Genomic DNA, 16,693 nt, shown 5'->3' on the forward strand with positions numbered 1-16,693 from the left:
AGCGAGCCATGAGCGAGCGACTGCAGCCGGGCGACACCGCCCCCGCCTTCACCCTGCCCGACGCGGACGGCAACGAGGTCTCCCTCGCGGACCACAAGGGCCGCAAGGTCATCGTCTACTTCTACCCGGCCGCCCTCACCCCGGGCTGCACCAAGCAGGCGTGCGACTTCACCGACAACCTCGACGTGCTGGCCGCCGCCGGCTACGACGTCATCGGCGTCTCCCCCGACAAGCCGGAGAAGCTCGCGAAGTTCCGCGAGAAGGAGAACCTCAAGGTCACCCTGGTCGGCGACCCCGACAAGTCGGTCCTGGAGTCCTACGGCGCCTTCGGCGAGAAGAAGCTCTACGGCAAGGTCGTCACGGGCGTCATCCGCTCCACGGTCGTCGTCGACGAGGACGGCAAGGTCGAGCACGCCTTCTACAACGTCAAGGCCACCGGCCACGTGGCCAAGATCATCCGCGATCTGGGCATCTGACCCACCCGGTCCCCGCGACGGGCCCGCACCCTCCCTCGACGGGGGTGCGGGCCCGTCCGCTTTCCGCACACGATCGGCGTAACCGTCCGATATTCGGCTCGTTAGTCCGTACGAGATCCGTACTGGGGAGGGGATCACATGGGCACGAGCCCGTACACGAAGGACCGGCTGGAATCGGCGGCGCGAGGGGCACGGACGCTGACGGAGGCGCTGGAGCGGTTGGGGGTGGACCCGAAGAGCTCGACGCGGTCGTACCTGTCCGCGCGGATGCGGAAGCTGGGCGTGGACACCTCGCACTTCGAGCGGGAGGGGGTGCGGTGGACGCGGGAAGTGCTGGCGGAGGCCGTCGCGGCGTCCAGCAGCGTGTGGGACGTTCTCCGCAGGCTCGGGGTAGACCTGGTCGGCGGCCAGCACGCGCACATCAGTCGTCGGATCAAGGCGTACGGAATCGACACCACACACTTCACGCCGCCGACGACCGCGCGCATGAGGCGCAGCCCGCGCCGTCGGACCCCGGAGGAGGTTCTCGTGTTGAACACCTCACCGCATCCCCTGCGCGTCCGGGGCAGCCGCCTGAGGAGCGCGCTTCTGGAGACCGGCGTCAAGCAAGAGTGCGCATTGTGCGACGTCGGTGCGACCTGGCGTGGCCATCCCCTGCCGCTCGAGGTCGACCACATGGACGGCGACTGGCGGAACAACCTACCCGGGAACCTGCGGCTGCTCTGCCCGAACTGTCACTCCACCACGGACAACTATCGCGGGCGCGGGAAGGGACGTGCCAGGTGACGGCGGATGGCAGGCGGTACACGCGTGAGCGACTGGCCGCGGCTGCTGCCTGCTGCGGAGACATCGAAGCAGCGGTGGCATTCCTCGGAGCAGAGCCGAACGGCCACTTGACCCGGTATCTGATGCGGCGCTTCGCCCACTTCGACATCGACGTCTCGCACTTCCCGCCCTTCGGCCGAGACCATCGGCCGAGCACGGCCGAACTGCGGGATGCGATCGCCTCGTCTTGTTCGTTCCGGGAAGTCCTGCGCCGCCTGGGCCGGAAGGACAACGAATCCCAGCACGCCAATCTGAAGAAGTGGGTCGCCGACGACGACCTGTCGACCGCGCACTTCCTGGGACAGTCGCACCAGCGCGGGAAGCGGAGCCCGAGCGCCAAGCGGCCGGACGAGATCCTGGTACGGCGAGACACCGGGGGCCGCACCAGCACCCGGACGCTGCGCCGCGCCCTGCGGGAGGCCGGCGCGCCGGACCAATGCGCCGGCTGCGGTGTCGGCTCCCAGTGGCACGGCAAGCCGATGACGCTGGAGATCGACCACGTCAACGGAGACCGGAGCGATGACCGGCGCGAGAACCTGCGCCTGCTGTGCCCCAACTGTCATGCGGTCACCAGCACCTGGTGCCGAGGAGGCGAGCGCCACCAGCCGATCTAGACGCCTCTGCCCCCAACTCACCGTCTGCCGCTACGATGGCAGGCGACCGGCGGCCTTGGCGGAACGGCAGACGCCTCGCATTTAGGGTGCGATGGGAGTAATCCCGTGAGGGTTCGAATCCCTCAGGCCGCACAGAGCTTCACATCGAAGGCCCCGCTCAGATTCCTCCGAGCGGGGCCTTCGCCGTCCCCGCTCAGCCCAGCAGCTCCCGCACCACCGGGACCAGCTCCCTGAACGCCTTGCCGCGGTGGCTGATGGCGTTCTTCTCCGCCGGGGTCAGTTCCGCGCAGGTCACGGTGGAGCCGGCGGGCTGGAGGATCGGGTCGTAGCCGAAGCCGTTGGTGCCGGCCGGCTCGTGGCGGAGGGTGCCCTCCATGCGGCCTTCCACCACGCGCTCGGTGCCGTCGGGGAGGGCCAGGGCCGCCGCGCAGGCGAAGTGGGCCGCGCGGTGCTCGTCGGCGATGTCGGAGAGCTGGGCCAGGAGCAGGTTCAGGTTGGCCTTGTCGTCGCCGTGGGCGCCGGACCAGCGCGCGGAGAAGATGCCCGGGGCGCCGTTCAGGACGTCGACGCAGAGACCCGAGTCGTCGGCCACCGCCGGGAGGCCCGTCGCGCGGGCCAGGGCGTGGGCCTTGAGGAGGGCGTTCTCCGCGAAGGTGACGCCGGTCTCCTTGACGTCGGGGACATCCGGGAACGCGTCCGCGCCGACGAGGTCGAGGTCGAGGCCCGCGTCGGCGAGGATCGCGTGGAGTTCGGTGATCTTGCCCGCGTTGCGGGTGGCGAGGATCAGTCGCTGTCGGGTCATGGACCCGATTATCCCGGGCTGCAGACCTTCCCGAGCTCGGTGGCGGCGCTGGTGATCGGGGTGATGTCAGGGGTGGCATCGCCGTTCTTCACCGCGTCGCGGACCGTCTCGACGCCCTTGGTGAGGTCCTCGACGGCCTTGGACAGGTCGGCGTTGTCCGTCGTGTCCTTGAGGTCGCCCAGCTCCGTGGAGATGGAGTTGAGGGACTCCTCGATCTGCGTGACGTCGTTGGACGCGTTGGACACGGCGTCCTGGAGCTTGCCCACCGACTTGGCGATGGCGTCGGCCGTCGTGACGCAGTCCATCGCCTTGTCGATGGCGTCGCAGCCGGTCAGGGCGAAGGTCGTCACGGCTGCCGCCGTGGCGACGGCGAGCTTTATGGTGCGGCGGCGCTTCACTTTCGGGTCCTCCCCGGGTTGCGTACGTATCGACGGGGCGCACGGTACGGCCGTGTGCCCTTCGCCGTAAAGGACGCACCCCCGGGGAGGGCAGTTGCTCAGGGGTTTCCCCTAGGGGATCTCCCGGAGAGGGGTCGCGCGGAGCTCAGAGGGTGGCGTCCAGCGCCTTGCGCTGGAGGTCGGCCAGGTCGGCGCAGCCGGCGGCGGCCAGGTCGAGGAGGGCGTTCAGCTCGGCGCGGTCGAAGGGCTCGGCCTCGGCGGTGCCCTGGACCTCGACGAAGCGGCCGTCGCCGGTGCAGACGACGTTCATGTCGGTGTCGGCGCGGACGTCCTCCTCGTAGCAGAGGTCGAGGAGGGGGACGCCGCCGACGATGCCGACGGAGACGGCGGAGACGGTGCCGGTGAGCGGCTTGCGGCCGGCCTTGACCAGCTTCTTGCCCTGGGCCCAGGTGATCGCGTCGGCGAGGGCGACGTAGGCGCCGGTGATGGCGGCGGTGCGGGTGCCGCCGTCGGCCTGGAGGACGTCGCAGTCGAGGACGATGGTGTTCTCGCCGAGCGCCTTGTAGTCGATGACGGCGCGGAGCGAGCGGCCGATGAGGCGGGAGATCTCGTGGGTGCGGCCGCCGATCTTGCCGCGGACGGACTCGCGGTCGCCGCGGGTGTTGGTGGAGCGGGGGAGCATGGAGTACTCGCCGGTGACCCAGCCCTCGCCGCTGCCCTTGCGCCAGCGGGGGACGCCCTCGGTGACGGAGGCGGTGCAGAAGACCTTGGTGTCGCCGAAGGAGATGAGGACGGAGCCTTCGGCGTGCTTGCTCCAGCCGCGTTCGATGGTGACGGGGCGGAGCTGTTCGGGGGTACGGCCGTCGATGCGAGACATGGGACGAGCCTAGCCTCCTCCGTACCGGGTCCCGGTCCGGCCGCCGGGTGCGCACGAGGGCCCGTTCCCCTGCCGGAACGGGCCCTCGTCAGCCGGTTGTCAGCTGCTCACATCATGTCTTCGATCTCGGCGGCGATGGGGTCCGCGTCGGTGCCGATGACGACCTGGATGGCGGTGCCCATCTTCACGACGCCGTGGGCGCCGGCGGCCTTGAGCGCGGCTTCGTCGACGAGGCTGGCGTCGTTGACCTCGGTGCGCAGGCGGGTGATGCAGCCCTCGACCTCTTCGATGTTGTCGATGCCGCCGAGCCCGGCGACGATCTTCTCAGCCTTGCTGGCCATGTCTTTCTCCCTGTCCGTTCTGTTCGCGGGACACGCGAATATCGGCGCACCGACGGTCCGCTTCGTCACGGTAACCCACGGTTGGCCCAACTTCGCGAGCGCATGCCGCCGTTCTGCCGAATGATGACGATCACCGGCGGCCTGCCCTCAGTGGGCTCCCGGAGCCTACCGCAAGTGGTCTACACCAGTGTGCAACGAGACGCGGCCCCGGGTTGTTCCGGGACAGGGAGGTCGCCGATGAGTACCGACAGCGCAGCAGGCCGGTCGAGGAAGGTCTCGTGGGGCGGCTTCTTCCAGGGGCTGCAGAAGATGGGCCGCAGTCTGCAGCTGCCCATCGCCGTGCTCCCGGCCGCGGGCATCATCAACCGGCTGGGCCAGCCCGACGTCTTCGGCGCCGAGGGGCTCGGCTGGGACAACGTCGCCAAGGTGATGTCCGGCGCGGGCGGTGCGCTGCTCGACGGCAGTCTCGGTCTGCCGCTGCTGTTCTGCATCGGTGTCGCGATCGGCATGGCGAAGAAGTCGGACGGCTCGACCGCGCTCGCCGCGGTGGTCGGCTTCCTCGTCTACTACACGGTGCTCCGGCAGTTCCCGAAGGACTGCCCGACGGGGACGGCCGACATCGGCGGCGGCTGCCTCGGCGCGGACGACTCCTTCGCGGGGTACACGTACCAGAACCCGGGCGTCTTCGGCGGCATCATCATGGGCCTGCTGACGGCCTATCTGTGGCAGCGGTACCACCGCACCAAGCTGGTCGACTGGCTCGGCTTCTTCAACGGCCGCCGTCTCGTCCCCATCATCATGTCCTTCGTCGGCATCGCCTTCGCCGCGCTCTGCCTGTGGATCTGGCCGCCGATCGGTGACGCGCTGGAGAGCTTCAGCGACTGGCTGGTCGGGCTCGGCGCCTGGGGTTCGGGCATCTTCGGCGTGGCGAACCGCGCGCTGCTGGTGATCGGCCTGCACCAGTTCCTGAACGTGCCCATCTGGTTCCAGTTCGGTTCGTACACGAAGCCGGACGGCACGGTGGTCCACGGTGACATCAGCATGTTCCTGGCGGGCGACCCGGAGGCCGGCCAGTTCCTGACGGGCTTCTTCCCGATCATGATGTTCGCCCTGCCGGCGGCGGCGCTGGCGATCACCCACTGCGCGCGTCCGAACCGCCGCAAGGAGGTCGGCGGTTTGATGCTGTCGGTGGCGCTGACCTCGTTCGTCACGGGCATCACGGAGCCGCTGGAGTACTCGTTCCTCTTCATCGCGCCGGTGCTGTACGCGATCCACGCGCTGCTGACGGGCGTGTCGATGGCGGTGACGTGGGCGCTGGGTGTGAAGGACGGCTTCAGCTTCTCGGCGGGCCTGATCGACTACGTCATCAACTGGAACCTGGCGACCAAGCCGTGGCTGATCATCCCGATCGGCCTGTGCTTCGCGGTGGTGTACTACGTGATCTTCCGCTTCGCGATCACCAAGTTCAACCTCCCCACTCCGGGCCGCGAGCCCGAGGAGGTGCAGGAGGAGATGGAGCGGGACAACACGAAGTAGAACCGTCCGTTCCGGGGCTTTCGGACCCCGGATCGGAGGCGCTCGAAGGCCCCTGGACCTCGCGGTCCAGGGGCCTTTCGTCACGCCTTCATCACGCCTTCATCACTATGCCCGGGGGAGAAAAATTCGCAGGTTCCTTATCTAAGTCTCACGTGCTACAACTGGTCTACACCACTCATTGGTGTAGACCACGCGGTCCAGACCACCGCGTTCCCGAGACGCCGCCGTCACCCCCTTTCCCTGTCCTCTGGCGGCGCCTTGCCTACTGGAGGAAGTTGATGAGTACGGCCACCGCCCAGGCCGCCGCTCCCGCGAAGAAGCGCGGATCCGGCCTGTTCCAGGGCCTGCAGAAGGTCGGTCGCAGCCTGCAGCTGCCGATCGCCGTACTGCCGGCCGCGGGTATCTTGCTCCGTCTCGGCCAGCCCGACGTCTTCGGTAAGGACGGGCTCGGCTGGGACAAGGTCGCGTCGGTCTTCGCCACTGCCGGTGGCGCGGTCTTCGACAACCTGCCCCTGCTCTTCTGCATCGGCGTCGCCATCGGCTTCGCCAAGAAGGCGGACGGCTCCACCGCGCTGGCCGCCCTGGTCGGCTTCCTGGTCTACAGCAACGTGCTGAAGGCGTTCCCCGTCGCCGAGGCCGTCATCCAGCCCGGCGAGGACATCGCCGCGAAGTACAACAACCCGGGTGTCCTCGGCGGCATCCTCATGGGTCTGATCTCCGCGGTCATCTGGCAGAAGTACCACCGCACCAAGCTGGTCGACTGGCTCGGCTTCTTCAACGGCCGCCGTCTCGTCCCGATCATCATGGCCTTCGTCGGCACCCTCGTCGGCGTCGTCTTCGGCCTGGTCTGGGAGCCCATCGGCAACGGCATCTCCAGCTTCGGCGAGTGGATGACGGGTCTGGGCGCCGCCGGCGCGGGCCTCTTCGGCCTCATCAACCGCGCGCTGATCCCGGTCGGCATGCACCAGTTCGTGAACACCGTCTCCTGGTTCCAGATCGGTGACTTCACCGACGCCGCCGGCAAGGTCGTCCACGGTGACCTCAACCGCTTCTTCGCGGGTGACCCGAGCGCCGGAATCTTCATGTCGGGCTTCTTCCCGATCATGATGTTCGGCCTGCCGGCCGCCGCCATCGCCATCGCGCACGCCGCCCGCCCCGAGCGCCGCAAGGCCGTGATGGGCATGATGGTCTCCCTCGCGCTGACCTCCTTCGTCACCGGCATCACCGAGCCGATCGAGTTCACCTTCATGTTCATCGCGCCGGTCCTGTACGCGGTGCACGCGGTCCTGACCGCCGTCTCGATGGCCGTCACCTGGGCCTTCGGGGTCCACGCCGGCTTCACCTTCTCGGCCGGCGGCATCGACTACCTGCTCAACTGGAACCTGGCGACCAAGCCGTGGCTGATCATCCCGATCGGTCTCGTCTTCGCGGCGATCTACTACGTGGTCTTCCGCTTCGCGATCACCAAGTTCAACCTCACCACCCCGGGCCGCGAGCCCGAGGAGGAGGTCGAGGACCTCACCAAGGCGTGAGTCCCTCCCCCGCACGCGGCGAAGGCCCCGGAACCCTCAGGGTTCCGGGGCCTTCCCCGTGTCCGTACGCGTCCGGTCCGGCGCTCAGACCTCGTAGACCGCGCCCGCCTTCGCCAGCTCCGCCGGGCCCTCGTACACCGCGCGGGCGTCCGCCAGGTTCCGCTCGCCGTCGGTCCACGGGGGGATGTGCGTCAGGACGAGCCGCCTTACCCGGGCCCGGGCCGCGTGGGCGCCGGCCTCCCGCCCGTTGAGGTGGAGCTCCGGGATGTCCTCCTTGCCGTGGGTGAAGGACGCCTCGCAGAGGAAGAGGTCCACCCCGTCGGCGAGCGCGTGGAGCTCGTCGCAGACGCCCGTGTCGCCGGAGTACGCCAGCGAGCGGCCGCCGTGCTCGACCCGGATGCCGTACGCCTCCACCGGGTGGCACACCTTCTCGGTGCGGATCGTGAAGGGGCCGAGCTCGAAGGTGCCGGAGCCCAGGGTGCGGAAGTCGAAGACCTCGCTCATCGAGCTCGGCGAGGGGGTGTCGGCGTACGCCGTGGTCAGGCGCTGCTCGGCGCCCTCGGGGGCGTACACGGGGAGCGCGTCGCAGCGGCCGCCCTCGTGCCGGTAGTAGCGGGCGACGAAATAGCCGCACATGTCGATGCAGTGGTCCGCGTGGAGGTGGCTGAGGAAGATCGCGTCCAGGTCGTACAGGCCGATGTGGCGCTGCAGCTCGCCGAGGGCGCCGTTGCCCATGTCGAGAAGCAGCCGGAAGCCGTCGGCCTCGACGAGGTAGCTCGAACAGGCCGATTCCGCGGACGGGAACGACCCGGAGCAGCCGACGACGGTGAGCTTCATAGGAGCGTGAACCTCCGTGGACGGGTGCGGTCAGGCACGCAAAGGGGAGGGGGAGGCCGTGCGGTCTGACGAGCGTAAGGCGCACGGGGGCCGGTCGCTCCTTCGTGGCGTCCCGTTGTGGGGCAACTCACGGGCTCTGTCACCGGTTCGGATGGACGGCGGGGCGCGGCGGCGCGGTGACCCGGGCGCCGGTAACGTCCTGGGGTATGGACACGTCGTGGTGGCCCGCGCTGGTCGCGGTCGTGGTGATCGCGCTGGTGGTGGCGGTCGCGGGCGGGAGGAAGCGGACCTCGGTGCGGACCCGGCCGCCGGGACGCCCTGCGGGGCGCGTCCGCCCGCCGGCCCGGAAGCCCGGCGTACGGAAGCCCGGCGCGCGGGAGCCGCGGGCGCGGGAGATCTGGTGGGCGGAGGTGCCCTTCGAGGACGGGCCCGGGTCGAAGGACCGGCCGTGTCTCGTCCTGTCCGTACGGGGGGACAGCGCGCTCGTCGCGAAGATCACCAGCAGGTACCACGACGAGCGGCCCGGGGTGATCGCGCTGCCGCCGGGGGCGGTGGGCGACGCGCGGGGGCGGCCGAGCTTCCTGGAGACGGACGAGCTGCGGGACGTGCCGCTCGGGGAGTTCCGGCGGAGGGTCGGCGAGGCGGACCCGGTCGTGTGGGACCAGGTCCGCCACCTCGCGCGCTAGGGCGTGTCAGACACGCCCTAGGGATCGGGGTCAGGCCCAGAGCTGGCCCTGGACCGCCGCGATGGCCTCTTCCGTGGTGGCGGCCGTGTAGAGACCGGTGGAGAGGTACTTCCAGCCGCCGTCGGCGACGACGAAGGCGATGTCGGCGGTCTCGCCGGCCTTGAGGGCCTTGTTGCCGACGCCGATGGCCGCGTGGAGCGCCGCTCCGGTGGAGACGCCCGCGAAGATGCCCTCCTGCTGGAGGAGTTCGCGGGTGCGGGTGACGGCGTCGGCGGAGCCGACGGAGAAGCGGGTGGTGAGGACGGAGGCGTCGTACAGCTCCGGCACGAAGCCCTCGTCGAGGTTGCGGAGCCCGTAGACGAGGTCGTCGTAGCGCGGCTCGGCGGCGACGATCTTGACGTCGGGCTTGTGCTCCCTGAGGTACCGGCCGACGCCCATCAGGGTGCCGGTGGTGCCCAGGCCGGCCACGAAGTGGGTGATCGACGGCAGGTCGGCGAGGATCTCCGGGCCCGTGGTCGCGTAGTGGGCGCCCGCGTTGTGCGGGTTGCCGTACTGGTAGAGCATCACCCAGCTGGGGTTCTCGGCGGCGAGCTCCTTGGCGACGCGCACCGCCGTGTTGGAGCCGCCGGCCGCGGGGGACGAGATGATCTCCGCGCCCCACATGGCGAGCAGCTGCCGGCGCTCCTCGCTGGTGTTCTCGGGCATGACGCAGACGATGCGGTAGCCCTTGAGCTTGGCGGCCATGGCCAGCGAGATGCCGGTGTTGCCGCTGGTCGGCTCCAGGATGGTGCAGCCGGGGGTGAGGCGGCCGTCCTTCTCCGCCTGCTCGATCATGTGGAGCGCGGGGCGGTCCTTGACCGAGCCGGTCGGGTTGCGGTCCTCCAGCTTCGCCCAGATCCGGACGTCGTCCGAGGGCGAGAGCCGGGGGAGGCGGACGAGCGGCGTGTTGCCGACCGCCGCCAGCGAGGAGTCGTAACGCATCCGGATCAGACCATGCCGCCGGCGACGGCCGGCAGGATCGTGACGCTGTCGCCGTCGGCCAGCTTGGTGTCGATGCCGTCGAGGAAGCGGACGTCCTCGTCGTTGAGGTAGACGTTGACGAAGCGGCGGAGCTTGCCGCCGTCCACGATGCGGGCCTCGATGCCCGCGTGGCGGGTCTCCAGGTCGGCGAAGAGCTCGGCGAGGGTCGCGCCGCTGCCCGCGACGGCCTTCTCGCCGTCGGTGTAGGTGCGGAGGATGGTCGGGATGCGGACCTCGATGGCCATGGCGTGGGCTCCTGTCGGAAGGACTCTTACGTGACGTGGTGGGCGCGCTGCTGGGGCCCCCGCGCGGAGGGGGGTCGTGCGTGAGGTGCGCTCGGCCGGTCGCTCAGAGCGCAGCGCGGGACGGACAGATCGCGCTGGCGAGGCGGCACAGGTCGACGTGCAGGCGTGCCACGAGCAGGGTGCTGCCCGGAGTCTCTTCGCTCACGTCGTGGGAAACCATGCGGTCATCGTATCGATTCCCGGTCCGGGTTCCGGAATGTGATCTCAGATGCTGGATGTTTTCTGACCGAGGGCCGGACCCGGCACCTGGCTGGGCACGTAGAGCACGGTGGGGGTGCCGGTCCTGGGGTGCGGGACGACCTCGGCTTCCACGCCGTAGACGGCCGCGAGGAGTTCGGGGGTGAGGACTTCCCCGGGGGTGCCGCCGGTGACGACCCGGCCGGCTTCGAGGACGTAGATCCGGTCGCAGTGGGCGGCGGCGAGGTTGAGGTCGTGGATCGCCAGGAGGTTGGTGGTGCCCAGGGCGCGGACGAGGGCGAGGACGTCCATCTGGTGGCGGATGTCCAGGTGGTTCGTCGGTTCGTCGAGGACGAGGAGCTCGGGCTCCTGGACGAGGGCGCGGGCGACCAGGGCGCGCTGGCGCTCGCCGCCGGAGAGCGTGGGGTAGGCGCGGTCGGCGAGCCCGGTGAGGCCGACGCGGGCGAGGGCGGCGTCGGCGCGGGCCGTGTCGTCGGCGGTGTCGCCCTCCCAGAACCGCTTGTGCGGGGAGCGGCCGAGGGTGACGAGCTCGCGGACGGTGAGTTCGAACTCGGTGGCGGAGTCCTGCGGGACGGTGGCCACCCGGCGGGCGCGGGCCTTGGGGCCGAGGGCGCGCAGGTCGGCGCCGTCGAGCAGGACGCGGCCGGCGGTGGGGGCGAGGGTGCCGTAGACGCAGCGCAGGAGGGTGGTCTTGCCGCTGCCGTTGGGGCCGATGAGGCCGACGGTCTCGCCGGGGCGGGCGGTGAGGTGGGCGTCGCGGAGCCGGTGCTCGTAGGAGAGGCCCTCGATCCGCAGTCCTTCGGTAGGCGGTCCCTCGGTACGCGGTCCTTCGATCCGCAGTCCGGTCACAGGGCGGCTCCTTCGGGGCGGCGGCGCATCAGCCAGAGGAAGAAGGGTCCGCCGGTGAGGGCGGTGAGGACGCCGACGGGGATGTCCTGGGGCGCGGCGACGGTACGGGCGGCGAGGTCGGCGACGACGAGGGCGACGGCCCCGCCGAGGGCGGCGACGGGCAGCAGCCGGCGGTGCGAGGCGCCGACCACGAGCCGGGCGGCGTGCGGGACCATCAGGCCGACGAAGCCGACGGCGCCGCTGGCGGCGACCATCACGGCGGTGACGAGGGAGGCGAGGAGGAAGACGGCGGCGCGGAAGCGGGCGGTGTCGAGGCCGAGGACGGTGGCGCCCTCCTCGCCGGTGAGGAGCAGGTCGAGCGGGCGGGCGAGGACGAGCAGGACGCCGGTGCCGAGGACCAGGACGACGGTGGGCAGCACCAGGGTGTCCCAGCGGGCGGAGCCGAGTCCGCCGAAGGACCAGTAGAGGGCTTCCTGGAAGTGCTCGGGGCGGCCCGCGGCGACGAGGACGAGGGTGGTGAGGGCGGTGAGGATGTACGAGACGGCGACGCCGGCGAGGACGAGCCGGGGGCCGGTCATGGTGGAGCCGCGGCGGGCCAGCGCGTAGACGAGGACGAGGGCGACGAGGGACCCGGCGAAGGCGCCCGCGGGCAGCGCGAGGGTGGTGGTGAGCCCGCCGCCGATGCCGAGGACCAGGACGAGGACGGCGCCGGCGGAGGCCCCGGAGGAGATCCCGAGCAGGAAGGGGTCGGCGAGCCGGTTGCGTACGAGGGCCTGGAGGACGGTCCCGACGACCGCGAGCCCGGCGCCGACGACGGTCCCGAGGACGACCCGGGGCAGCCGGACGTCGAGCACGATGGTGCGGTACGGGGAGGGGGCGGCGCGCCCGGTGAGGGCGTCGAGCACCTGGCCGGGCGGGATCCGTACGGAGCCGAGCGCGAGGGAGCCGACCACGGCGAGCGCGAGGGCGGCGAGCAGCCCGGCCGTGACGAGGGCGAAGCGGCGCCGGCCGGGCGCCGCCGCCGCCGGACGCGCGGGGGCGGCGGCGACGGCGGTCATCGGCCGGCGGCCGGGTGGAGCTGGGCGGCGAGCTTGTCGACGGCGGCGGGGACGCGGACGCCCAGGACGGTGTCGGACAGGGGCATGACGGCGAAGCGGCGGTTCTTGACGGCGGGGACGTCCTTGAGGGCGGGGTCGTCGAGGAGGCGCTGCTTCTTCTGCTCGACGGTGGTGGAGCCGTAGTCGTAGATGACGATGACCTCGGGCTTGCGGGCGACGACCTGCTCCCAGGCGGCGTCGCCGAACGCCTTGGGGAGGTCGGCGAAGACGTTGCGGCCGCCGGCCCGGCTGATGAGCTCGTTGCCGATGCCCTTGCCGCCGGCGGTGAAGGCGGTCTTGTCGCCGCTGTCGTAGACGAAGACGGAGACGGGGTCGAGGCCGCCGAGGCGCTTCTCGGTGGCGGCGAGGGTGGCGCGGGCCTCCTTGTTCCACTTCTCGGCCCGGTCGGGGACGCCGAAGGTGCGGCCGACCTCGGTGACCTCGCGGTAGAGGTCGTCGACGGTGGGGGTGCCGGACGGGCAGGACTCGCCGTTGAGGCGGGTGGTGATGCCGGCCTTGGCCAGGTCGTCGCGGCTGCGGCCGTCCTTGGCGTCGAAGGCGGAGGCGTAGCCGCCGTAGACGAAGTCGGGGTTGGCGGCGAGCAGCGCCTCCTTGGAGGGGTACTCCTTGGAGAGGACGGGGACGGAGTCGTACGCCTTCTTGTAGGCGGGGAGGATCGCGTCGTCGAGGTAGGCGGTGCCGGCGAGGGACTTCTCCAGGCCGAGGGCGAGGAGGACCTCGGTGACGTGCTGGTTCATGGTGACCGCGCGCTTCGGCGGGGCCTCGAAGGTGGTGGTCTCGCCGCAGTTGGTGACGGTGTAGGGGAAGCCGGGGGCGGGCTTCGCGGTGTCCTGGGTGCTCGCGGGGCCGGCGCAGGCGGCGAGCAGGGGCAGCAGGACGGTGGCGGCGAGCAGCCGGGGGCGCCGGGTCATGGCGGAGGGCCTCCTCCGGGGATTTCCACGTCCCCGATCGGTGGTGAGAAGGCGGCAGGTCAGTTCCTGGCTCCCACACGGGGTGTGGTCACAGTGGCGGGACCGCGCCGGACTCGCACCGGCTTCCTGGTTCCTGCCGCCCTGAAGGTCGGGGTCAGACTACTCGTACGCCTCGACGACCTTGACGTCCTCCTCGGTCACGACGCCCTCGACGATCGTGTACGAGCGGAACTGGAAGGGGCCGGCGGCGTCGGTGTCGGCGGTGGAGACGAGCACGTAGTGGGCGCCGGGCTCGTTGGCGTAGGTGATGTCGGTGCGGGACGGGTACGCCTCGGTCGCCGTGTGCGAGTGGTAGATGATCACGGGTTCCTCGTCCCGGTCGTCCATCTCGCGGTAGAGCTTGAGGAGGTCGGCGGAGTCGAACTCGTAGAAGGTGGGCGAGCGGGCGGCGTTGAGCATCGGGATGAACCGCTCGGGGCGGCCCGAGCCGGCCGGCCCGGCGACGACGCCGCAGGCTTCGTCGGGGTGGTCCGCGCGGGCGTGTTCCACGATCCGGTCGTACAGGTCCCGGGTGATGGTCAGCATGCCGACAGGATAAGCAGACGGGCCGCCCCGCACCGAAGACTGGTACGGAACGGCCCGGATGCCGAGACGGTGCAGGTCAGGAGCGCTTGACGAAGGCGGCGCCCTCGGGGTTGCGGGCCTTGAGCACCAGGTAGGAGACGGTGAGGATCAGGCCCCAGACGGGGGCGCAGTACAGCGAGACGCGGGCGCCCTCGTCGACGCCCATCATGACGATGACCATGCCGATGAAGAGGAGCGCGAACCAGCTGGTCCAGGGGGCGCCGGGGGCCTTGAAGGTGGACTCGGGGAGCTCGCCCCGGTCGCACTTGCGGCGGTAGCGGATCTGGCTGACCAGGATCATGATCCAGGCCCACATGCCGGAGATGGTGGCGAAGGAGACGACGTACTCGAACGCCTTGCCCGGGGCGACGTAGTTGATCCAGACGCCGACGAGCATGAGCGCGGCGGAGAAGGTCAGGCCGAGGAGCGGGGTGCCGCCCTTGGTGAGCCGGGTGAAGACCTTCGGGCCCTGGCCGTTGAGCGCGAGGTCGCGCAGCATGCGGCCGGTGGAGTACATGCCGGAGTTGCAGGAGGAGAGCGCGGCCGTCAGCACGACGAAGTTGACGATGGCGGCGCCGACGCCGAGGCCCATCTTCTCGAAGGCGGCGACGAACGGGGAGACGCCCGGCTGGAACTCGGTCCACGGGACGACCGACAGGATCATGATCAGGGCGCCGACGTAGAAGACGGCGATGCGCCACGGCACGGTGTTGATGGCCTTGGGCAGGACGGTCTTCGGGTCCTTGGACTCGCCCGCGGTGACGCCGACGAGCTCGACGGCGAGGAAGGCGAACATCACGATCTGGAGGGTCATCAGGGTGGAGCCGACGCCGTTGGGGAAGAAGCCGCCCTGGTTCCACAGGTGGGCCACGGTGGCGGTGTCACCGGCGTCGGAGAAGCCGACGGTGAGGATGCCGGCGCAGATCAGGATCATGCCGATGATGGCGGTGACCTTGACCATGGAGAACCAGAACTCCAGCTCGCCGAAGAGCTTCACGGAGATCAGGTTGGCGCCGTAGAGGATCACGGTGAAGACGAGCGCGGAGATCCACTGCGGGATGTCCCACCAGTACGTCATATAGGTGGCGGCCGCGGTGACCTCGGTGATGCCGGTGACGACCCAGAAGAGCCAGTACGTCCAGCCGGTGACGAAGCCCGCGAAGGGGCCGACGAACTCGCGGGCGTACTCGGCGAAGGAGCCCGACACCGGGCGGTACATGAGCAGTTCGCCCAGGGCCCGCATGATGAAGAAGATGACCAGACCGGCGATCGCGTACGCCAGGATGAGGCTGGGGCCGGCCTTGTGGATGGCCTTGCCGGCGCCGAGGAAGAGCCCGGTGCCGATCGCGCCGCCGATGGCGATCATCTGGATCTGGCGGGCGCCGAGGCCACGCTGGTAGCCCTCGCCGCCGTCCACGGCCCCGTCGGTGCCGTCGTGCTGCTTGTCGACCTGCACTGAGGTCATGGTGGTGCGCCTTTCTCCATGCTGATCCGCGCGACTGCGAGTGCGTCTGCCGCGGATCAGGTCCTGATCCCCCCGGATGTGGATGGAGTGCCACCGGCGGTCAGCCGGCCGAAGCGCCCTCGGGAACAGGGGTGGCGTGCCCGAGTGGTCGTGAAGATTTATCACGGGCCGGGGGGTGATCGAGGGAGATGGTTGTGGCGCGCGCCACAAAAAAATGCGGACAACAGGGATACAAGACGGCAAGGTGTTCCCTCGGATAACGAGTTCGTTATCCGGATTTGAGCGTCCGCTGAGCGAACGCCCGGTGACGGGTCCCCGTCAGGACATCAGCGTCTCGACCAATGACTCCTGAAGCGCGCCGAGCCAGAGGTACGCCATCACCATCGGCTTGCGCGGATCGCTGTCCGGCAGCCGGTAGAGCCGCTCGCTCTCCTCGTCCTCGGTGATGTCGAGCCGGGTGGCGATGGTCAGCCGCAGGTCGTTGAGGGTGCCGAGCCAGGCCCGGGACTCGTCCGGGGTCAGCTTCAGGACCGCGGACTCCTCCGGGCCCTCGCTGGCGAGCCCGTCCAGGGCGCGGACCACCGCGAGGGCGTCCTCGCGCTTGCGGGTCCGCAGGTCGTTCTCGGTGAAGCGGCGGAAGTCGGCCGCGGCGGCCCGCAGCTCCTCGGTGTCGTCCCCGTACGCGTCGGGGAAGAGCCGGCGCAGGGCCGGGTCGGAGGGGGGCTCGCTGGGGCCCTCGGCGAAGAGGGCGGCGAGCGGGTCGGCGTCCGCCCCGGGCTCGTCGCCCGGACCGATCAGCTCCAGGAGCTGGACGGCGAGCGAGCGCAGGATGGAGACCTCGACCTCGTCGAGGGCGACGGCCGCTCCGCCGCCCGGGACGGCCTCGAAGTGGCCGGCCATCAGCCGCGGTCCTGGGAGAGCGTCGCCCACAGTCCGTAGCCGTGCATCGCCTGCACGTCCCGTTCCATCTCCTCGCGGGTGCCGCTGGAGACCACCGCGCGCCCCTTGTTGTGCACGTCGAGCATCAGCTTGTGCGCCTTGTCCTTGGAGTAGCCGAAGTACGTCTGGAAGACGTAGGTGACATAGCTCATCAGGTTCACCGGGTCGTTGTGCACGAGGGTGACCCAGGGGACGTCGGGCTCGACGACCGCGGAGACCTCCTCGGCCGACTCGGTCCGTTCGATCTCGATAGGCGCGATGCTCACTTACCCCATGCTGCCACCCGGGACCCCCCGTCGCACAAACGGGCACCCGGGAACAGGGCTATTCGTCAAACTGA

21 protein-coding genes, 1 tRNA gene and 1 riboswitch are annotated in these 16,693 nt (G+C 70.2%); of the genes, 7 read left to right on the forward strand and 15 right to left on the reverse strand.

The window, feature by feature from the left end:
• Positions 1 to 8: 8 nt before the first annotated feature.
• From bcp to ACIGHB_RS26310, 4 genes are all read left to right on the forward strand, one after another.
• Positions 9 to 476, forward strand: coding sequence for a thioredoxin-dependent thiol peroxidase (gene bcp, locus ACIGHB_RS26295; protein WP_360312091.1), 468 nt, complete (start codon positions 9 to 11; stop codon positions 474 to 476).
• Positions 477 to 614: 138 nt separating this feature from the next.
• Positions 615 to 1,262 (forward strand): HNH endonuclease signature motif containing protein, encoded by a 648-nt coding sequence (locus tag ACIGHB_RS26300; protein WP_360312089.1) that lies wholly within the window; start codon positions 615 to 617, stop codon positions 1,260 to 1,262.
• A 107-nt stretch (positions 1,263 to 1,369) separates the two neighbouring features.
• The gene (locus ACIGHB_RS26305) at positions 1,370 to 1,915 is read left to right on the forward strand and encodes an HNH endonuclease signature motif containing protein (RefSeq protein WP_399916331.1); all 546 of its coding nucleotides are present in this window, start codon (positions 1,370 to 1,372) and stop codon (positions 1,913 to 1,915) included.
• 49 nt (positions 1,916 to 1,964) lie between these two features.
• Positions 1,965 to 2,047: transfer RNA gene (locus tag ACIGHB_RS26310), tRNA-Leu, on the forward strand.
• A gap of 61 nt (positions 2,048 to 2,108) precedes the next feature.
• Here ACIGHB_RS26310 and rdgB read toward each other — a convergent pair.
• The 4 genes from rdgB to ACIGHB_RS26330 form a co-directional block, all read right to left on the reverse strand.
• Positions 2,109 to 2,717 carry an RdgB/HAM1 family non-canonical purine NTP pyrophosphatase gene (gene rdgB / locus ACIGHB_RS26315; protein ID WP_399916333.1) on the reverse strand — a complete coding sequence of 203 codons (609 nt, stop codon included), beginning with the start codon at positions 2,715 to 2,717 and terminating at the stop codon, positions 2,109 to 2,111.
• 8 nt (positions 2,718 to 2,725) lie between these two features.
• Positions 2,726 to 3,115, reverse strand: a complete 390-nt coding sequence (locus tag ACIGHB_RS26320) for a hypothetical protein (protein WP_360312083.1) — start codon at positions 3,113 to 3,115, stop codon at positions 2,726 to 2,728.
• A gap of 145 nt (positions 3,116 to 3,260) precedes the next feature.
• A complete protein-coding gene (rph, locus tag ACIGHB_RS26325) occupies positions 3,261 to 3,992 on the reverse strand; it encodes a ribonuclease PH (protein ID WP_360312081.1) in 732 nt (243 codons plus the stop codon).
• A 107-nt stretch (positions 3,993 to 4,099) separates the two neighbouring features.
• The gene (locus ACIGHB_RS26330) at positions 4,100 to 4,333 is read right to left on the reverse strand and encodes a glucose PTS transporter subunit EIIB (RefSeq protein ID WP_109498534.1); all 234 of its coding nucleotides are present in this window, start codon (positions 4,331 to 4,333) and stop codon (positions 4,100 to 4,102) included.
• Positions 4,334 to 4,570: 237 nt separating this feature from the next.
• Here ACIGHB_RS26330 and ACIGHB_RS26335 point away from each other — a divergent pair, with 237 nt between their 5' ends.
• Both ACIGHB_RS26335 and ACIGHB_RS26340 read left to right on the forward strand, forming a co-directional pair.
• A complete protein-coding gene (locus tag ACIGHB_RS26335; RefSeq protein ID WP_360312079.1) occupies positions 4,571 to 5,869 on the forward strand; it encodes a PTS transporter subunit EIIC in 1,299 nt (432 codons plus the stop codon).
• Between the two features lie 278 nt (positions 5,870 to 6,147).
• Entirely contained in the window at positions 6,148 to 7,401 is a 1,254-nt protein-coding gene (locus ACIGHB_RS26340; protein WP_360312077.1) for a PTS transporter subunit EIIC, read from the forward strand.
• Between the two features lie 84 nt (positions 7,402 to 7,485).
• Here ACIGHB_RS26340 and ACIGHB_RS26345 read toward each other — a convergent pair whose 3' ends face one another.
• Positions 7,486 to 8,238 carry an MBL fold metallo-hydrolase gene (locus ACIGHB_RS26345; protein ID WP_399916337.1) on the reverse strand — a complete coding sequence of 251 codons (753 nt, stop codon included), beginning with the start codon at positions 8,236 to 8,238 and terminating at the stop codon, positions 7,486 to 7,488.
• A gap of 206 nt (positions 8,239 to 8,444) precedes the next feature.
• Between ACIGHB_RS26345 and ACIGHB_RS26350 the strand changes: the two genes are divergently transcribed.
• Positions 8,445 to 8,924: a type II toxin-antitoxin system PemK/MazF family toxin gene (locus ACIGHB_RS26350; protein ID WP_399916339.1), complete on the forward strand. Its 480-nt coding sequence runs from the start codon at positions 8,445 to 8,447 to the stop codon at positions 8,922 to 8,924.
• Positions 8,925 to 8,954: 30 nt separating this feature from the next.
• Here ACIGHB_RS26350 and ACIGHB_RS26355 read toward each other — a convergent pair whose 3' ends face one another.
• From ACIGHB_RS26355 to clpS, 10 genes are all read right to left on the reverse strand, one after another.
• A complete protein-coding gene (locus ACIGHB_RS26355; protein ID WP_360312071.1) occupies positions 8,955 to 9,905 on the reverse strand; it encodes a cysteine synthase in 951 nt (316 codons plus the stop codon).
• Between the two features lie 5 nt (positions 9,906 to 9,910).
• Positions 9,911 to 10,189 (reverse strand): MoaD/ThiS family protein, encoded by a 279-nt coding sequence (locus ACIGHB_RS26360; RefSeq protein ID WP_376602743.1) that lies wholly within the window; start codon positions 10,187 to 10,189, stop codon positions 9,911 to 9,913.
• A gap of 103 nt (positions 10,190 to 10,292) precedes the next feature.
• On the reverse strand, positions 10,293 to 10,409 hold the full coding sequence (locus ACIGHB_RS26365) for a putative leader peptide (protein ID WP_360312067.1): 117 nt from the start codon (positions 10,407 to 10,409) through the stop codon (positions 10,293 to 10,295).
• A 44-nt stretch (positions 10,410 to 10,453) separates the two neighbouring features.
• Complete coding sequence (locus ACIGHB_RS26370) at positions 10,454 to 11,296, reverse strand: ABC transporter ATP-binding protein (protein ID WP_399916342.1); 843 nt, start codon at positions 11,294 to 11,296, stop codon at positions 10,454 to 10,456.
• Positions 11,293 to 12,354: an iron ABC transporter permease gene (locus ACIGHB_RS26375; RefSeq protein WP_360312065.1), complete on the reverse strand. Its 1,062-nt coding sequence runs from the start codon at positions 12,352 to 12,354 to the stop codon at positions 11,293 to 11,295. The genes ACIGHB_RS26370 and ACIGHB_RS26375 overlap by 4 nt, the downstream gene beginning before the upstream one ends.
• The gene (locus tag ACIGHB_RS26380) at positions 12,351 to 13,325 is read right to left on the reverse strand and encodes an ABC transporter substrate-binding protein (RefSeq protein ID WP_399916345.1); all 975 of its coding nucleotides are present in this window, start codon (positions 13,323 to 13,325) and stop codon (positions 12,351 to 12,353) included. Before ACIGHB_RS26380 ends, ACIGHB_RS26375 begins: the two co-directional genes overlap by 4 nt.
• A gap of 39 nt (positions 13,326 to 13,364) precedes the next feature.
• A riboswitch (cobalamin riboswitch) is annotated at positions 13,365 to 13,507 on the reverse strand.
• A complete protein-coding gene (locus tag ACIGHB_RS26385; RefSeq protein WP_399916347.1) occupies positions 13,485 to 13,910 on the reverse strand; it encodes a Mov34/MPN/PAD-1 family protein in 426 nt (141 codons plus the stop codon). It overlaps the preceding riboswitch by 23 nt.
• A gap of 76 nt (positions 13,911 to 13,986) precedes the next feature.
• Positions 13,987 to 15,414 carry an amino acid permease gene (locus tag ACIGHB_RS26390; RefSeq protein WP_399916349.1) on the reverse strand — a complete coding sequence of 476 codons (1,428 nt, stop codon included), beginning with the start codon at positions 15,412 to 15,414 and terminating at the stop codon, positions 13,987 to 13,989.
• A 318-nt stretch (positions 15,415 to 15,732) separates the two neighbouring features.
• The gene (locus ACIGHB_RS26395) at positions 15,733 to 16,314 is read right to left on the reverse strand and encodes a DUF2017 domain-containing protein (RefSeq protein WP_360312057.1); all 582 of its coding nucleotides are present in this window, start codon (positions 16,312 to 16,314) and stop codon (positions 15,733 to 15,735) included.
• Positions 16,314 to 16,619, reverse strand: a complete 306-nt coding sequence (clpS, locus tag ACIGHB_RS26400) for an ATP-dependent Clp protease adapter ClpS (protein WP_282695576.1) — start codon at positions 16,617 to 16,619, stop codon at positions 16,314 to 16,316. Before clpS ends, ACIGHB_RS26395 begins: the two co-directional genes overlap by 1 nt.
• Positions 16,620 to 16,693 lie beyond the last annotated feature (74 nt).

The organism is Streptomyces sp. NPDC085460 (assembly GCF_044541975.1).
Classification (GTDB): domain Bacteria; phylum Actinomycetota; class Actinomycetes; order Streptomycetales; family Streptomycetaceae; genus Streptomyces.

Excerpts from the sequence above, each read along its gene's own strand:
- ACIGHB_RS26375 (WP_360312065.1), bottom strand. The coding sequence starts at position 12,354 with ATGACCGCCGTCGCCGCCGCCCCCGCGCGTCCGGCGGCGGCGGCGCCC.
- ACIGHB_RS26340 (WP_360312077.1), top strand. The coding sequence starts at position 6,148 with ATGAGTACGGCCACCGCCCAGGCCGCCGCTCCCGCGAAGAAGCGCGGA.
- bcp (WP_360312091.1), top strand. The coding sequence starts at position 9 with ATGAGCGAGCGACTGCAGCCGGGCGACACCGCCCCCGCCTTCACCCTG.
- ACIGHB_RS26330 (WP_109498534.1), bottom strand. The coding sequence starts at position 4,333 with ATGGCCAGCAAGGCTGAGAAGATCGTCGCCGGGCTCGGCGGCATCGAC.
- ACIGHB_RS26355 (WP_360312071.1), bottom strand. The coding sequence starts at position 9,905 with ATGCGTTACGACTCCTCGCTGGCGGCGGTCGGCAACACGCCGCTCGTC.
- ACIGHB_RS26335 (WP_360312079.1), top strand. The coding sequence starts at position 4,571 with ATGAGTACCGACAGCGCAGCAGGCCGGTCGAGGAAGGTCTCGTGGGGC.
- ACIGHB_RS26360 (WP_376602743.1), bottom strand. The coding sequence starts at position 10,189 with ATGGCCATCGAGGTCCGCATCCCGACCATCCTCCGCACCTACACCGAC.
- rph (WP_360312081.1), bottom strand. The coding sequence starts at position 3,992 with ATGTCTCGCATCGACGGCCGTACCCCCGAACAGCTCCGCCCCGTCACC.
- ACIGHB_RS26350 (WP_399916339.1), top strand. The coding sequence starts at position 8,445 with ATGGACACGTCGTGGTGGCCCGCGCTGGTCGCGGTCGTGGTGATCGCG.
- ACIGHB_RS26385 (WP_399916347.1), bottom strand. The coding sequence starts at position 13,910 with ATGCTGACCATCACCCGGGACCTGTACGACCGGATCGTGGAACACGCC.
- ACIGHB_RS26300 (WP_360312089.1), top strand. The coding sequence starts at position 615 with ATGGGCACGAGCCCGTACACGAAGGACCGGCTGGAATCGGCGGCGCGA.
- ACIGHB_RS26395 (WP_360312057.1), bottom strand. The coding sequence starts at position 16,314 with ATGGCCGGCCACTTCGAGGCCGTCCCGGGCGGCGGAGCGGCCGTCGCC.
- ACIGHB_RS26345 (WP_399916337.1), bottom strand. The coding sequence starts at position 8,238 with ATGAAGCTCACCGTCGTCGGCTGCTCCGGGTCGTTCCCGTCCGCGGAA.
- ACIGHB_RS26365 (WP_360312067.1), bottom strand. The coding sequence starts at position 10,409 with ATGGTTTCCCACGACGTGAGCGAAGAGACTCCGGGCAGCACCCTGCTC.
- rdgB (WP_399916333.1), bottom strand. The coding sequence starts at position 2,717 with ATGACCCGACAGCGACTGATCCTCGCCACCCGCAACGCGGGCAAGATC.
- ACIGHB_RS26380 (WP_399916345.1), bottom strand. The coding sequence starts at position 13,325 with ATGACCCGGCGCCCCCGGCTGCTCGCCGCCACCGTCCTGCTGCCCCTG.
- ACIGHB_RS26390 (WP_399916349.1), bottom strand. The coding sequence starts at position 15,414 with ATGACCTCAGTGCAGGTCGACAAGCAGCACGACGGCACCGACGGGGCC.